Here is a 15132-nt window from a genome sequence, read left to right on the forward strand (position 1 = left end):
CCCTTGCCGAAGGGGCGCCCCCGGCGTCGTACACGCACATGCCCGCGCGGCTTTCCTGTCGTAACGTCCCGGTATGACCAACCCCTCCCCGCCGCGCAAGGCCCCCGAGCCGCCCTGGCGCACCGAGGGCACGCCCGACGAGCCGCCGAAGCCGCCCTCCGGTGGACGGAGATGGCGCGGCGGCTGGTGGAACCTGGTCCTCGCCGCGCTGATCGTCTACCTCATCGCCAACCTGGTGCTGTCGTTCTTCAACGAGGGCGACGAACCGACCATCTCGTACACCGAGTTCAGCAGGCAGGTCGACGAGGGCAACGTCAGCAAGATCTACGCCAAGGGTGACGCGATCCAGGGCCAGCTGAAGAAGGCCCGGGACAATCCCGAGGGCGACGGGACGTACACCAAGTTCACGACCGAGCGGCCGACCTTCGCCGACGACCGGCTCTGGGCGGAGCTGACCGAGCACAAGGTGACCGTCACCGCCGAACCGGTCGTCCAGCAGCGCAGCTTCCTGGCCAACCTGCTGATCTCGCTGGCCCCGATGCTGATCCTGGTCGTGCTGTGGGTCGTCATCGCGCGGCGGATGCGCGGGGCGATGGGCGGCGCGGGCGGCATGCTCGGCCGCAAGGCGCCGCCCAGGCCGGTCGAGCTGGAGGCGGGCAAGCCGCGCACCACCTTCGCGGACGTGGCCGGCATCGACGAGGTGGAGGGCGAGCTCAGCGACGTCGTCGACTTCCTGAAGAATCCCGGTGCCTACCGCCGGATGGGTGCCAAGATGCCCCGGGGCGTCCTGCTGACCGGCCCGCCCGGCACCGGCAAGACGCTGCTGGCGCGGGCGGTGGCAGGTGAGGCGGGGGTGCCGTTCTTCTCCGCGTCCGCGTCCGAGTTCATCGAGATGATCGTGGGCGTGGGCGCCTCCCGGGTGCGGGAGCTGTTCGCGGAGGCGCGGAAGGTGGCGCCGTCGATCATCTTCATCGACGAGATCGACACCATCGGCCGGGCCCGGGGCGGTGGCTCCGGCATGGGCGGCCACGACGAGCGCGAGCAGACCCTGAACCAGATCCTCACCGAGATGGACGGCTTCTCGGGCGCCGAGGGCGTCATCGTCATCGCCGCCACCAACCGTGCCGACATCCTCGACCCGGCCCTGACCCGCCCGGGCCGTTTCGACCGGGTGGTGAGCGTCTCGCCGCCCGACCGGGACGGCAGAAAGGCCATCCTGGAGATCCACACCCGCGAGATCCCGCTCGCCCCGGACGTCGACCTCGCCCAGGTCGCCCGTACGACGCCGGGGATGACGGGTGCCGAGCTGGCCAACCTCGCCAACGAGGCGGCCCTGCTCGCGGTCAAGCGGAAGCAGGACCGGGTGACGCAGGCGAACCTCTCCGAGGCGCTGGAGAAGGTCCAGCTCGGTGCCGAACGCCCGCTGGTGATGCCCGAGGAGGAGCGCCGGCGCACCGCCTACCACGAGAGCGGCCACGCCCTGCTGGGCATGCTGCAGCCGGGCGCCGACCCCGTACGCAAGATCACCATCGTGCCGCGCGGCCGGGCGCTCGGCGTGACGCTGTCGACGCCGGACGCGGACAAGTACGCGTACACGGAGGAGTACCTGCGGGGCCGGATCATCGGCGCGCTGGGCGGCATGGCGGCCGAGCAGGTCGTGTACGACGTGATCACGACCGGTTCGGAGAGCGACCTCGAGCAGGTCACCCGGATCGCGCGCGGCATGGTCGGCCGCTGGGGCATGAGCGAGCAGGTCGGCCGGCTCTCCGCGCTGCCCGGCGACGCCCAGCAGGCCTACGGGCTGGCCGCCGCCCCGGGCACCCTGAACGCCATCGACGACGAGATGCGCCGGGTCGTCGACGAGTGCTACGCGGAGGCCGTCCGCAAACTGCGCGACCACCGCGGGCAGCTCGACGCCCTCGCCGAGGCGCTGCTGGCCGACGAGACGCTGGACGAGGCGGACGCCTACCGGATCGCCGGGATCACCCGGCTGAGGAAGGACGACCCGCGGGCCTGAGTCCGCCCGCCCCCGTACGCGGTGCGGACCGGTGCGGAGGCGGGCGGTGCGTCAGCGGATGCGTGCGACGAGGTAGCGGAACACGTTCGGCATCCACACCGTCCCGTCCGGACGCCGGTGCGGGTGCAGGGCCTCGGTGAGCTCCTTGTCCACCTGTTCCTGGTCGGTGGCGGCGATCGCCGCGTCGAACAGTCCGGTCGACAGCAGTCCGCGCACCGCACTGGCGACGTCGGCGTACCCGAACGGGCAGGCCACGCGTCCGGAGCCGTCCGGGGCGAGTCCGGCGCGGTGGGCGACCTCCTCCAGGTCGTCACGGAGCGCCGGGCGCCAGCTGCCGGCGCTGCGCAGCGGATCCGCCAGCTTGGTGGCCACCCGCAGCACGGACGTCGTGGCGCACCGCTCCGGCGGGCCCCAGCCGGCCAGCACCACGGCCGCTCCGCGCGCGGCGAGCGGTGTGGCCTCCGCCAGCAGCTCGCCCAGGCCCTCCGAGTCGCCCGCGAGGCATCCGATGGGCTCGAAGGCGGTCACCAGGGTGAAGGCGGGCGCCGACGGATCCCGTGCCTCGCGGGGGTCTCCCTCGACGATCCGGGCGTCCGTGCGCGCGGGGACGCTCCGCTCCCCGGACCGTTCCCCGGGCGCCTCGGGCAGCAGCCGCTGCCGTGCGAGGGCCAGGCGCTCCGGTGAGCCGGACTCGACGCCGGTCACGGCCGCGCCCCGCGAGGCGGCCATCAGCAGGGCCAGCCCGGAACCGCAGCCCAGTCCCAGCATCCGGGTGCCGTCGCCGACGTCCAGTCGCTCGTAGACGGCCTCGTAGAGCGGTACGAGCATCCGCTCCTGTATCTCGGACCAGTCACGCGCGCGTGCATCCAGGTCCACGCCGGGCGTCGCCCTCGCGTGGGATGAGTGCTGCCGCACGAGCGTAGGTGTCATAGGAAAGTGCCCCAATCGCCGACCGTTGCCGATGTGCCCGATTCCATGGCCCCCGTGCAGTGCGCTCGCACTCCCCCCGTATGTCAGGTAACTCCGGGCTCGCCGTGGCGTCCAGTGGTAGCGAGGGCCGGTTTGCCCGATCCCCGTCCGAGTGGCGAGATTTCACTTCCCGGTAACGTCCGCCTGGCCGCGGGATACGCCCGGTAGCCCCTTTCCGGGCTCCGCGGCGGATGGCCTGATCGTGCCGGTCGGTGATGACAGCGGGTGGCGACGGTGCCGGAGAGGCCGTTCCGGCCAGGGCCGGGCGGGCCGCGCGGACGTCCCCGGGGCCGCGGGCGGCCGTGGGGCGGGGCGGTGCCGCAGGCCGGCGGCCGACCCGGTAACGTCACGCCCGTCGCTGTGCCTGCCCGGGTGGCGTTCCTCCGTTCCGCCGGCGGCCGAAACGTCCCTTGCGCGTCCGCGCGTCCGCGCGCCCCGGCGTGCGGAGAGGGTCTACGCGCCGGCGCGTACGGCGGACTACGCACCGGCTTGGTACGAGCTGCGAGGCTTCTCCGCAGATCAGCGCACCCGCCCTCGTCACAGCGCATCAGCGGCAACTGACGGGTACGTGCAAATTATTTGGGATGCCCCGGAATAGGAACACAGCGGCACCCCGGCTCGTTGCCATTACGTGAGCACGACACCACCTGTTCTCGCCGCAGAGCTGGCGCAGGCGTGGGCCGACATTCAGCGGCACCACTCCGAGCTGCCCGATCTTGCCGCGCCCGAGTCCCTGATCGGAGAGTCGTCGTCCGCCTGCGGACACGAACTCTCCTTCGAACGACTGCTTCACGAGGCAGTCCACGGCATCGCCGCCGCGCGTGGAGTGCGCGACACCTCCCGTGCCGGCCGCTACCACAACCGACGGTTCCTCGCGATCGCCGAGGAGCTGGGGCTGGACCACCCCGAGGAGCCGCACCCCAGCAGCGGTTTCTCGCTGGTCACGCTCACCCCCGAGGCGAAGCGCCGCTATCGCCCGACGATCGACCGCCTCCAGCGGGCGCTGAAGGCCCACACCGCCGCGACCGCGGCCGACTCGGCCCGCAGCTTCCGCGGCCCGGCCGCCCGGCACGGCTCCTCCGGGGGCGGTGTGCGCGTGAAGGCGGTCTGCGACTGCGGGCGCAACGTGCGCGTCGTCCCGTCGGTCCTGGCGCAGGCCCCGATCGTGTGCGGCGGCTGCGGGAAGCCGTTCCGCATCCCGGAGGCGGTCGGCGCCGCCGCGGGCTGACGGTCCGGCCGCCCGCGGCGGCCGGACCGCGGGCAGGACCCCTCGGTCGGAAAGACCGGCCGTGTGTGGCAGAATGGCCAGCTGTACTCGACAGCCGAACAGGACCCCTCTCTCCTCCGGCTGACGCGTCCGTCGGGCACTCGGGTACCGCAACCCCACGCGGCATGCTCGCCGTGCCCAACCACGTCAATCCAGGAGAACCCACTCCCGTGGCAGTCAAGATCAAGCTGAAGCGTCTGGGCAAGATCCGTTCGCCTCACTACCGCATCGTCGTCGCCGACTCCCGTACCCGCCGTGACGGCCGGGCCATCGAGGAGATCGGCAAGTACCACCCGACGTACAACCCGTCGGTGATGGAGGTCGATTCCGAGCGTGTGGCGTACTGGCTCGGTGTCGGCGCCCAGCCGACCGAGCCCGTGCTCGCCATCCTGAAGAAGACCGGCGACTGGCAGAAGTTCAAGGGCGAGCCCGCCCCGGCGCCGCTGCTGCAGCCGGCCGAGAAGGCGGCCCGCCCGTCCTTCGAGGCGCTCGGTGGCGAGGACGAGGGCAAGGGTGAGGCCATCACCCCGAAGAAGAAGGCCGACAAGAAGGACGAGGCTGCCGCCGAGTCCGAGTCGACCGAGGCCTGAGCATGCTCGAGGAGGCTCTCGAGCACCTCGTGAAGGGCATCGTCGACAACCCTGACGATGTGCAGGTCGCCTCGCGCAACCTGCGCCGTGGGCGCGTGCTCGAGGTCCGGGTCCACCCGGACGACCTCGGCAAGGTGATCGGCCGCAACGGCCGCACCGCACGCGCTCTGCGCACCGTCGTGGGCGCCATCGGCGGCCGCGGTGTCCGCGTCGACCTCGTCGACGTGGACCACGTCCGCTGACGCTTCACAACGCAGCACCGGCTCGGGCCGGGGAGGGCCACACGGCCGTCCCCGGCCCGCAGTCGTCTGAGCCGTGACCGGCTCGCCGTACGTCCGAGTCGCAGTTCCGACAGGAGAACCAAGCACCGTGCAGCTGGTAGTCGCTCGCATCGGCCGCGCCCACGGCATCAAGGGCGAGGTCACCGTGGAGGTCCGCACCGACGAACCGGAGCTCAGGCTCGGCCCCGGCGCCGTCCTGGCCACCGACCCCGCGTCCGTCGGCCCCCTCACCATCGAGACCGGCCGCGTGCACAGCGGGCGCCTCCTGCTGCGCTTCGAGGGCGTCCACGACCGCACCGCCGCCGAGGCGCTGCGCAACACCCTCCTGATCGCCGACGTCGACCCCGACGAGCGGCCGGAGGAGGAGGACGAGTACTACGACCACCAGCTGATCGACCTCGACGTGGTGACCACGGACGGCACCGAGGTGGGCCGGATCACCGAGATCTCCCACCTGCCCACCCAGGACCTGTTCGTCGTGGAGCGCCCGGACGGCAGCGAGGTCTACGTGCCGTTCGTCTCCGAGATCGTCACCGAGATCGACCTGGAGGAGCAGCGGGCGGTCATCGACCCGCCGCCGGGCCTGATCGACGACCGGGCCGAGATCGCCTCCTCGCGCGGGACCACCGGGGACGACGCCTGATGCGGCTCGACGTCGTCACGATCTTCCCCGAGTACCTGGAGCCGCTGAACGTCTCCCTCGTCGGCAAGGCCCGCGCCCGCGGACAGCTCGACGTCCACGTCCACGACCTGCGCGACTGGACGTACGACCGGCACAACACCGTCGACGACACCCCCTACGGCGGCGGACCCGGCATGGTCATGAAGACCGAGCCCTGGGGCGACGCCCTGGACACCGTCCTGGCCGACGGCTACGAGTCGGGCTCCGGCGGGCCCGTCCTCGTCGTGCCGACGCCCAGCGGCCGGCCCTTCACCCAGGAACTCGCCGTCCACCTCTCCGAGCGGCCCTGGCTGATCTTCACTCCCGCCCGCTACGAGGGCATCGACCGTCGCGTCGTCGACGAGTACGCGACCCGGATGCCCGTGTACGAGGTGTCCATCGGCGACTACGTCCTGGCCGGCGGCGAGGCGGCCGTCCTCGTCGTCACCGAGGCCGTCGCCCGGCTGCTGCCCGGCGTCCTCGGCAACGCCGAGTCCCACCGGGACGACTCCTTCGCCCCCGGCGCCATGGCCAACCTGCTGGAGGGGCCCGTCCACACCAAGCCGCCCCTGTGGCGCGGGCGCGGCATCCCGGACGTGCTGCTCAGCGGTCACCACGGGAAGATCGCCCGCTGGCGCCGCGACGAGGCCCTGCGGCGCACCACCGCCAACCGGCCCGACCTCATCGAACGGTGCGAGCCCGCGGCCTTCGACAAGAAGGACCGCGAGATGCTCTCCATCCTGGGCTGGGAACCCGATCCGGACGGGGAGCCGTACGGCCGATTTTGGCGCAGGGTGCCGGGCGTGGAACAATAGGCCGCTGTTGTGCGTCCGTCCGGAGCGCGCCCCTGCCACAGGGGGAGACGACGCCCGTCCCGACCCGCACGACCCTCCTTCCGAAACACCGAGTTTCCGTTGATGACCTGTGGCATCAGCGAAGAAAGCAGACGAAATGTCTCACCTGCTCGACTCCGTCGACGCCGCGTCGCTGCGCAGCGACGTCCCGGCCTTCCGCCCCGGCGACACCGTCAACGTCCACGTCCGCGTCATCGAGGGCAACCGCTCCCGCGTGCAGCAGTTCAAGGGTGTCGTCATCCGCCGCCAGGGCGCCGGCGTGCGCGAGACCTTCACGGTCCGCAAGGTCTCCTTCTCCGTCGGCGTCGAGCGCACCTTCCCGGTGCACACCCCGATCGTGGAGAAGATCGAGCTCGTCACCCGCGGTGACGTCCGTCGCGCCAAGCTGTACTACCTGCGCGAGCTGCGGGGCAAGGCCGCGAAGATCAAGGAGAAGCGCGAGAGCTGAGCGCACTCCGAGGTCCATGACCCGGCCGGATAGCATCTGGCTGCGATGGACACCGAAGCACAGCCCACGGAGCGCGACCGCTCCTCCCGCCCTTCCGGCACCGAGCACCCCTCGGAGCCGGCGGGCCCGGAGGAACGGTCGCGTTCCGCGTTCCCGGGGCGGATCGCCGGCTGGGTGCCCGGCGGACGCCTCACCCTCACCCTGCTCGTCCTGCTGGTGTTCCTCCTGCTGGTCAGCACCTTCGTGCTGCGGCCGTTCCAGATTCCCAGCGGCTCCATGGAGCAGGGGCTGAGAATCGGTGACCGGGTCCTCGTGAACAAGGTCGCGTACCGCTTCGGCGGCCGTCCGCAGCGGGGCGACATCGTCGTGTTCGACGGCACCGGGCTCTTCGGGCACGGCGACTACATCAAACGCGTTGTCGGTGTGGGCGGGGACCATGTGGAGTGCTGCGACACGGAGGGGAGGGTCCGGGTGAACGACAGCGCGGTCGACGAGTCGGCCGTCCTGTACCCCGGCGACCGCCCGTCCACGGTGCCCTTCGACGTCGTCGTGCCCGACGGCACCCTGTTCGTCCTCGGCGACCACCGCGGCAACTCCAGCGACTCCCGGGACCGCCTGGGCTCGCCGGGCGGCGGCATGGTGCCGGTGGACGCGGTGATCGGCCGCGCCGACTGGATCGTCTGGCCCTTCGGGCACGCCACGCACCTCGACCGTCCCGATGTGTACGCGCGCGTGCCGGAACCGGCGGCCGAGGGCGCCGATGGGTAGCCGGGGCAAGCCCCGGGGAGCGCCCGGCAGCCCCGCGGGGAACCCGCTGCCCTCCGGCTCCCGGCGGTCCGCGTCCTCCGGCTCCCGGCGGTCCGCGCCCTCCGGCGGCCGTACCCGCGCCGAACGGCGCAAGCTCCAGCGCAAGGTCAGACGGCGCCGCAGACGCGGCGCGGTCAAGGAGATCCCCCTCCTCATCGGCGTCGCCGTCCTCATCGCGCTGGTCCTGAAGACCTTCCTCGTCCAGGCCTTCGTCATCCCGTCGGGCTCCATGGAGCAGACGATCCGGATCGGCGACCGGGTCCTGGTGGACAAGCTCACCCCGTGGTTCGGCTCGGAACCGCAGCGCGGGGACGTCGTCGTCTTCCGGGACCCCGGCGGCTGGCTCCAGGGCGAGCAGACCACCGGGAAGGACGACGACCCCGTCGTCCTCGAGCAGGTGAAGGAGGGCCTCGCCTTCATCGGGCTGCTGCCCTCCGACGACGAGAAGGACCTCATCAAACGGGTCGTCGGCGTCGGCGGCGACCACGTGAAGTGCTGCGACGCCCAGGGCCGGATCACCGTCAACGGCGTCCCCCTGGACGAGGACTACCTCTACCCGGGCGACGTCCCGTCCACGACGCCGTTCGACGTCACCGTCCCCGAGGGGCGGCTGTGGGTGATGGGCGACCACCGGTCCGACTCCGCCGACTCCCGTTTCCACCAGGGCGCCGACTTCGGCACGGTGTCCGAGGACGGAGTGGTGGGACGGGCCGTGGTGATCGCGTGGCCGTTCGGTCACTGGACCTCCCTGGACGAACCGGGGACGTACGCCTCCGTGCCCGACGCGGCCTCCGGACCGGTCGCCGCTCCCACGTCGTCGCATAGGGTTGCCCCCTACGATCCGAACACAATGATCCGACTCCCGATCCCTGCGGAACTCCCGCTCGTTATGGGAGTGGTGGGCCTGCGCCGAGCACGGTGCGGGCTGCGGCAGAGAGTGAGGAGTTGGCGTGGGGGATGTGGCGGTTGGCGCACGGTCCGGTCACGACGGCGAGGAGCAGCGGGGACGTCCCGTGGAAGCGGCCGGCCGGACGGCGGACGGCGCCCCGGCCTCCGGGAGCGGCTCCAGGACCGAGGACGGCAGGGTGACGGACGAACACAACAGGACGACCGAGGACGAAGGAGTGGGCGCGAACCCGCCCGCGACGCCCCCCGCGGCCGGTAAGCAGCGCTCCTTCTGGAAGGAACTGCCCATCCTCATCGGCATCGCGCTGGTGCTCGCGCTGCTGATCAAGACCTTCCTGGTGCAGGCGTTCTCGATCCCGTCCGCATCGATGCAGAACACCCTGACGGAGGGCGACCGCGTCCTCGTCGACAAGCTCACCCCGTGGTTCGGGTCCGAGCCCGAGCGCGGCGAGGTCGTCGTCTTCCACGACCCCGACCAGTGGCTCGCGGGCGAACCGACACCCGACCCGAACGCCCTGCAGACGTTCCTCAGCTGGATCGGCCTGATGCCGTCCACGGACGAGAAGGACCTGATCAAGCGCGTCATCGGGGTCGGCGGCGACACCGTGGAGTGCAACGGCACCGGGCCGCTCAAGGTCAACGGCAAGGAACTGAAGGAGCAGTACGTCTACCCGGGCAACACCCCGTGCAGCGTCGACGACCAGGGCGGCCAGTTCAAGGTCAAGGTCCCCGAGGGCTCCATCTGGGTCATGGGCGACCACCGGCAGAACTCGCGGGACTCCCGCTACAACCAGTCGGACCGCAACGGCGGCATGGTCCCCGTGAAGGAGGTCGTCGGCCGCGCCGTCGTGGTCGCCTGGCCGATCAGCCACTGGGACACCCTGCCCGTGCCCGACACCTTCGACCAGGCCGGTCTGGACGACCAGCAGGCCGCCGCGGCGGCGCTCACGGTCGCCCCCCAGGGCCTGGCGGTCGCCGGCGCCCTCCCGGTGCTCTGGTGGCGCCGCCGCAGGCACACCCCCGCGAAGACCCGCTGAGCCCGCCGGGACACGGTGGAGCCCCGCGGCTCCTGGCGTCCGCGTCCGCGGATCCCGGCGCCCGGAAGGGGGCTGCCCCGTCCGGGTACCGCCGGGTAGGGTGCGGACCCATGGGTGGCGAGAGCACGACACGTACGGCCCCGCGCGGCGGCGGCGTGAACACGGCCCCGGCGGGCAGCAGGGCCGGACAGCGGCTGTCCGGCCTCGCCGTGGCGCTGGGCCTGGTGCTGTTCCTCGGCGGATTCGCCTGGGGAGCGGTGGTCTACCGGCCGTACACCGTGCCGACCACCTCCATGACGCCGACGATCCACGCCGGAGACCGGGTGCTCGCACAGCGGATCGACGGCTCGGACGTCCGCCGCGGCGACGTCGTCGTCTTCAAGGACGCCGGCTGGGCCGACGCCCCCATGATCAAGCGCGTCGTCGCCGTCGGCGGGGACACCGTCTCCTGCTGCGAGAAGGGCCGCCTCACGGTCAACGGCAAGGCGATCGACGAGCCCTACCTGCCCGCTGGCACACTCGCCGAGGGCGGCGGCTTCCCGGCCGTGACCGTCCCCGAGGGACGCCTGTTCCTGCTCGGCGACGAACGCGGCAGCTCCGTGGACTCCACCTCCCACCTCACCGACGCCGCGCAAGGCAGCGTGGCGAGTGCCGCCGTGGAGGCGCGCGTGGACGCCGTGGTCTGGCCCGTGAACGGCATGCTCGAGCGGCCGTCCGGCTTCGGGGCGGTGGGCGCCGTCTCCTCGCCCGGCCCGCTCAGGACGGTGACCGCGCTGGTCGTCGCCGGGGCCGTGCTGATCCTCGGCGGCGCCGCGTACGGGCCCGTCGCCAAGCGGGCCGCGGCCGCCCGCGCCCGGACCGGGACGGGGAACGCCGGTGGCCGCTGAGCCGGTCCCGGCCGGCCGGGACACCGGCGAGGGCGGACTGCGCAGGGTGGCCCGGGTGGTGCTGCTCGACCCCGAGGACCGCATCCTGCTGCTGCACGGGCACGAACCCGACGACCCGGCCGACGACTGGTGGTTCACCCCCGGCGGCGGCGTGGAGGGCGACGAGACCCGCGAGGAGGCCGCCCGGCGGGAGCTCGAGGAGGAGACCGGCATCACCGAGGTCGAACTCGGCCCCGTGCTGTGGCGGCGCCGGTGCTCCTTCCCGTTCGCGGGCCGCCGCTGGAACCAGGACGAGTGGTACTACCTGGCCCGCACCGCGCAGACCGCGACCGAGGCGGCCGGCCTGACCGAGCTGGAACGGCGCAGTGTCGCCGGATTCCGCTGGTGGACCTGTGCGGAACTGACCCGGGCGCATGAGACGGTGTATCCGACCAGACTCGCCGAGCTGCTGCGCACGCTGCTCGACGAAGGTCCCCCCGCCGCCCCGGTGACCCTGGACACCGAAATCGTCTAGGGCCGCGCGGGACTGGCGCACAATGGGTGGATCGTACGGCTGAAGGGGAACATGCCATGAGCGCCGAGGACCTCGAGAAGTACGAGACCGAGATGGAGCTCAAGCTCTACCGGGAGTACCGCGACGTCGTCGGTCTGTTCAAATACGTGATCGAGACCGAGCGGCGTTTCTATCTCACCAACGACTACGAGATGCAGGTCCACTCGGTCCAGGGCGAGGTGTTCTTCGAGGTCTCCATGGCCGACGCCTGGGTGTGGGACATGTACCGGCCGGCCCGCTTCGTGAAGCAGGTGCGCGTGTTGACGTTCAAGGACGTGAACATCGAGGAGCTGAACAAGAGCGATCTGGAGCTCCCCGGCGGGTGACGGAGTTTTCCACAACCGGTGAGTAGTCCACCGTGAGTCACGGGCTCGGCCCGTCTGCGTGATCGTCGGCACCGGAGGTGGTGCCGACATGAACGCACGAGGTGCGCTGGGCAAGTACGGCGAGACGCTCGCCGCCCGCCGGCTGGGGGAGGCCGGACTGACGGTCCTGGAGCGCAACTGGCGCTGCGGACGGACCGGCGAGATCGACATCGTCGCCCGGGACGGGGACGTCCTGGTCGTCTGCGAGGTCAAGACCCGCAGGGCCGGTTCGTTCGAACACCCGATGGCCGCGGTGGGCCCCGAGAAGGCCGAGCGGCTGCGGCGACTGGCCGCGCGCTGGATCCAGGCCCACGGGGGAGCCCCGCCCGGAGGCGTCCGCATCGACCTGGTGGGCGTGGTCCTGCCGCGGCGCGGCGCGCCCGTCGTCGAGCACGCGCGGGGGGTGGCGTGATGGGATTCGCACGCACCTGTTCCGTGGCCCTCGTCGGCGTCGAGGGCGTGGTCGTCGAGGTCCAGGCCGACCTGGAACCGGGCGTGGCCGCGTTCACGCTGGTCGGACTGCCCGACAAGAGTCTGAGCGAGAGCCGGGACCGGGTCAGGGCGGCGGTGGTGAACTCGGGCGCCGAATGGCCGCAGAAGAAGCTGACGGTGGGACTCAGTCCGGCATCCGTGCCGAAGAGCGGCAGCGGTTTCGACCTCGCCGTCGCCGCAGCAGTGCTCGGCGCCGCCGAGCGCATCGATCCGCGGGTGCTGTCCGACATCCTGATGATCGGCGAGCTGGGCCTGGACGGGAGGGTGCGTCCGGTGCGCGGCATCCTGCCGGCGGTGCTGGCCGCGGCCGAGGCCGGGTACGAGCAGGTCGTCGTGCCCGAGTGCGCCGCCGCCGAGGCGTCCCTGGTGCCGGGTGTCTCGGTGCTCGGCGTACGCAGCCTGCGCCAGCTGATCGCCGTCCTCGCCGACGAGCCCGTCCCGGAGGAGGAGCAGGACCGTCAGTGCGGGCCCGACCCGCTCATGGCCGGCCTGCGCATGCCCGGCACCGGCGCCGCCACGGGCATGCACAGCATGGGTGCGGCCCAGCACGACCACGACCTCGCCGACGTGGTCGGCCAGACGTCGGCGCGCACCGCCGTGGAGGTCGCGGCGGCCGGCGGGCACCATCTGTTCCTGGAAGGGCCGCCGGGCGCCGGAAAGACCATGCTCGCCGAGCGGCTGCCCGCCGTCCTGCCCAGGCTGGGCCGGGCGGAGTCGCTGGAGGTCACCGCGGTCCACTCGGTGGCCGGCCTGCTGCCGCCCGGCAAACCCCTCATCGACGTCGCCCCCTACTGCGCGCCGCACCACTCCGCCACGATGCAGGCCCTCGTCGGCGGCGGCCCCGGCACGGCCCGGCCCGGCGCGGTGTCGCTCGCACACCGGGGGGTGCTTTTCCTGGACGAAACCCCCGAATTCAGCAGCCACGCCCTCGACGCGCTGCGCCAGCCGCTGGAGTCCGGGCACGTCGTCATCGCGCGCAGCGCGGGCGTCGTGCGGTTCCCGGCACGCTTCCTGATGGTGCTGGCCGCCAACCCCTGCCCGTGCGGGCGCTTCACGCAGAGGGACGGCCTGTGCGAATGCTCGCCCGCGTCGATCCGCCGCTACCAGGCAAGACTGTCCGGCCCGCTGCTCGACCGGGTCGACCTCCGCGTCGAGGTGGACCGGGTCACCCGCCGGGAGCTCGCGGGGGACGGCGCCCGGGGCGACTCCACCGCGACGGTCGCCGATCGGGTACGGACTGCGCGCGAAAGGGCCGCCACCCGCCTCGCCGGCACCCCTTGGCGCTCCAACAGCGAGGTGCCCGGCCGTGAGCTGCGCAGCCGCTGGCACGCGGCGCCGGGCGCGCTGGACGAGGCGGAACGCAGCCTCGAACGGGGCGTGCTCACCGCCCGGGGCCTCGACCGCGTCCTGCGCGTCGCCTGGACCGTCGCCGACCTCGTCGGCCACGGCCGGCCCGACGCTGGGGACGTCGCCCTGGCGCTGCAACTGCGCACCGGGGTGCCGCGCGGCGTGCCCATGGCGTTGGGGGCGCTGACATGACAAGGGACGACGCGATGATCACCAGTGACGGCGACGGCGACGGCAATGGCTCCGCGGAGGCGGAACTGCTCGGCCGGGTCTTCCTCACCCGGGTCATCGAGCCCGGTGACGAGACCGCCGGAAGGTGGGTGCGCGAACACGGCGCCGTGGAAGTGGCGCGGCGGCTGCGGGAGGGCGGGACCGCCCTGTCAGGGGTGAGCGCGAAGCGGTGGGCCGGACTCCGGGCCCGGGCCGAGCGGGCCGATCCGGGCAGGGACCTCGCCGTCGCACGGGCGGCGGGGGTGCGGTTCGTGACGCCCGGCGACACCGAATGGCCCCGGCAGCTCGACGACCTGGGGGACGCCAGACCGCTCGGACTGTGGGTGCGCGGCCGGCCCAGCCTGCGCATGTGGGCGCTGCGGTCGGTGGCCGTCGTCGGCGCCCGCGCCTGCACCGAGTACGGCGCCCACATGGCGGCCACCCTCTCCGCCGGCCTCGCCGAACGCGGCTGGGTCGTGGTGTCCGGCGGTGCCTACGGCGTCGACGGCGCCGCGCACCGGGGCGCCCTCGGTGCCGGCGGGGCGACCGCGGCCGTCCTCGCCTGTGGTGTCGACCGACCGTATCCGCCCGGGCACGCCGGGCTGCTCGCCCGGATCGCCGAGCAGGGACTGGTGGTCGGGGAGCTGCCGCCGGGCGACCATCCCACGGCGAGCAGATTCGTCCTGCGCAACCGCGTGATCGCCGCGCTCACCCGGGGCACCGTGGTCGTCGAGGCCGCCCTCCGCAGCGGTTCGCTGGTCACCGCACGGGCGGCGCAGCGCCTGGGCCGGCACACGATGGGGGTGCCCGGGCCGGCCACCAGCGGACTGTCCGCGGGAGTGCACGAGCTGCTGCGCGGCGATGCCGTCCTCGTCACCGACGCCGCGGAGGTGGTGGAACTCGTCGGTGACATCGGCGAACTGGCCCCGGACCGGCGCGGGCCGGTCCTCCCCACCGACCTGCTGGAGCCCCGGTCCCGGCAGGTGCTCGAAGGGCTCCCGGCACGCGGGGCGGCGGGGGCGGAGGAGATCGCCTGCCGCGCCCAGACCACGCAGGACGACGCGGTCGCGAGACTGTACGAACTTCGAGCACTCGGTTACGTCGAACGACACGGCGACGGCTGGAAGTTGACACGCCAGGCGATGATCTCGGTCCGGGGCGGACGCAGCCCGCGCTGACACAGCGTGTTCGGCCGTCCGGGGGAATCCCTACGCCCTTGGGAATTCCCGTAGTTGAGGCACACGAGTGATCACACCGAGTGATTGCCGTCCCCTCTGCAGAGCGTTCAGCGGAACGTATCTGCGCACGGTCACCCCGCCGCTCTTCGCACACCGCGACACCCCAGTCACGCTACGCTCACGCATACCCCCCACGCGGATCGGCGACAACAGCGACAACCAGACAGCAGACCGGCGACCTGATCCAGGCGCCAGATCACGGC

Annotated in this window: 17 protein-coding genes; 16 read left to right on the top strand and 1 reads right to left on the bottom strand. The window is 72.5% G+C overall.

Going from position 1 to position 15132, the window contains the following annotated elements; genetic code table 11:
• The first annotated feature begins 73 nt into the window (after positions 1-73).
• Complete coding sequence (gene ftsH, locus ACFYOJ_RS23065; RefSeq protein WP_356553733.1) at positions 74-2017, top strand: ATP-dependent zinc metalloprotease FtsH; 1944 nt, start codon at positions 74-76, stop codon at positions 2015-2017.
• Between the two features lie 51 nt (positions 2018-2068).
• Here the strand turns inward: ftsH and ACFYOJ_RS23070 are convergent, their stop codons facing one another.
• Positions 2069-2947, bottom strand: coding sequence for a class I SAM-dependent methyltransferase (locus tag ACFYOJ_RS23070; RefSeq protein WP_356553732.1), 879 nt, complete (start codon positions 2945-2947; stop codon positions 2069-2071).
• 670 nt (positions 2948-3617) lie between these two features.
• Between ACFYOJ_RS23070 and ACFYOJ_RS23075 the strand changes: the two genes are divergently transcribed.
• The 15 genes from ACFYOJ_RS23075 (at position 3618) to dprA (ending at position 14869) form a co-directional block, all read left to right on the top strand.
• A complete protein-coding gene (locus ACFYOJ_RS23075) occupies positions 3618-4214 on the top strand; it encodes a hypothetical protein (RefSeq protein WP_356553730.1) in 597 nt (198 codons plus the stop codon).
• A 209-nt stretch (positions 4215-4423) separates the two neighbouring features.
• Positions 4424-4843, top strand: a complete 420-nt coding sequence (rpsP, locus tag ACFYOJ_RS23080) for a 30S ribosomal protein S16 (RefSeq protein ID WP_356553729.1) — start codon at positions 4424-4426, stop codon at positions 4841-4843.
• A gap of 2 nt (positions 4844-4845) precedes the next feature.
• Complete coding sequence (locus tag ACFYOJ_RS23085; protein WP_003973401.1) at positions 4846-5085, top strand: RNA-binding protein; 240 nt, start codon at positions 4846-4848, stop codon at positions 5083-5085.
• A gap of 127 nt (positions 5086-5212) precedes the next feature.
• Positions 5213-5767 (top strand): ribosome maturation factor RimM, encoded by a 555-nt coding sequence (gene rimM, locus ACFYOJ_RS23090; protein WP_356553727.1) that lies wholly within the window; start codon positions 5213-5215, stop codon positions 5765-5767.
• Positions 5767-6600, top strand: a complete 834-nt coding sequence (gene trmD / locus ACFYOJ_RS23095) for a tRNA (guanosine(37)-N1)-methyltransferase TrmD (RefSeq protein ID WP_356553725.1) — start codon at positions 5767-5769, stop codon at positions 6598-6600. The genes rimM and trmD overlap by 1 nt, the downstream gene beginning before the upstream one ends.
• 136 nt (positions 6601-6736) lie before the next feature.
• A complete protein-coding gene (rplS, locus tag ACFYOJ_RS23100; RefSeq protein ID WP_016432403.1) occupies positions 6737-7087 on the top strand; it encodes a 50S ribosomal protein L19 in 351 nt (116 codons plus the stop codon).
• 45 nt (positions 7088-7132) lie between these two features.
• Positions 7133-7855, top strand: coding sequence for a signal peptidase I (gene lepB, locus ACFYOJ_RS23105; protein ID WP_356553724.1), 723 nt, complete (start codon positions 7133-7135; stop codon positions 7853-7855).
• Positions 7848-9059, top strand: a complete 1212-nt coding sequence (lepB, locus tag ACFYOJ_RS23110) for a signal peptidase I (RefSeq protein WP_356553722.1) — start codon at positions 7848-7850, stop codon at positions 9057-9059. The genes lepB (ACFYOJ_RS23105) and lepB (ACFYOJ_RS23110) overlap by 8 nt, the downstream gene beginning before the upstream one ends.
• Positions 9019-9837: a signal peptidase I gene (lepB, locus tag ACFYOJ_RS23115; protein WP_388597731.1), complete on the top strand. Its 819-nt coding sequence runs from the start codon at positions 9019-9021 to the stop codon at positions 9835-9837. The genes lepB (ACFYOJ_RS23110) and lepB (ACFYOJ_RS23115) overlap by 41 nt, the downstream gene beginning before the upstream one ends.
• A gap of 110 nt (positions 9838-9947) precedes the next feature.
• The gene (gene lepB / locus ACFYOJ_RS23120; RefSeq protein WP_356553719.1) at positions 9948-10724 is read left to right on the top strand and encodes a signal peptidase I; all 777 of its coding nucleotides are present in this window, start codon (positions 9948-9950) and stop codon (positions 10722-10724) included.
• Positions 10714-11238 carry an NUDIX hydrolase gene (locus tag ACFYOJ_RS23125; protein WP_356553718.1) on the top strand — a complete coding sequence of 175 codons (525 nt, stop codon included), beginning with the start codon at positions 10714-10716 and terminating at the stop codon, positions 11236-11238. Before lepB (ACFYOJ_RS23120) ends, ACFYOJ_RS23125 begins: the two co-directional genes overlap by 11 nt.
• Positions 11239-11294: 56 nt before the next feature.
• A complete protein-coding gene (locus tag ACFYOJ_RS23130) occupies positions 11295-11603 on the top strand; it encodes a DUF2469 domain-containing protein (protein WP_003965949.1) in 309 nt (102 codons plus the stop codon).
• 88 nt (positions 11604-11691) lie between these two features.
• A complete protein-coding gene (locus tag ACFYOJ_RS23135) occupies positions 11692-12054 on the top strand; it encodes a YraN family protein (protein WP_356553716.1) in 363 nt (120 codons plus the stop codon).
• A complete protein-coding gene (locus ACFYOJ_RS23140) occupies positions 12054-13673 on the top strand; it encodes a YifB family Mg chelatase-like AAA ATPase (protein WP_356553714.1) in 1620 nt (539 codons plus the stop codon). Before ACFYOJ_RS23135 ends, ACFYOJ_RS23140 begins: the two co-directional genes overlap by 1 nt.
• Positions 13670-14869: a DNA-processing protein DprA gene (dprA, locus tag ACFYOJ_RS23145; protein ID WP_388597675.1), complete on the top strand. Its 1200-nt coding sequence runs from the start codon at positions 13670-13672 to the stop codon at positions 14867-14869. The genes ACFYOJ_RS23140 and dprA overlap by 4 nt, the downstream gene beginning before the upstream one ends.
• Positions 14870-15132: the final 263 nt, after the last annotated feature.

This window comes from Streptomyces sp. NPDC006384 (assembly GCF_042870695.1).
Lineage (GTDB): Bacteria > Actinomycetota > Actinomycetes > Streptomycetales > Streptomycetaceae > Streptomyces.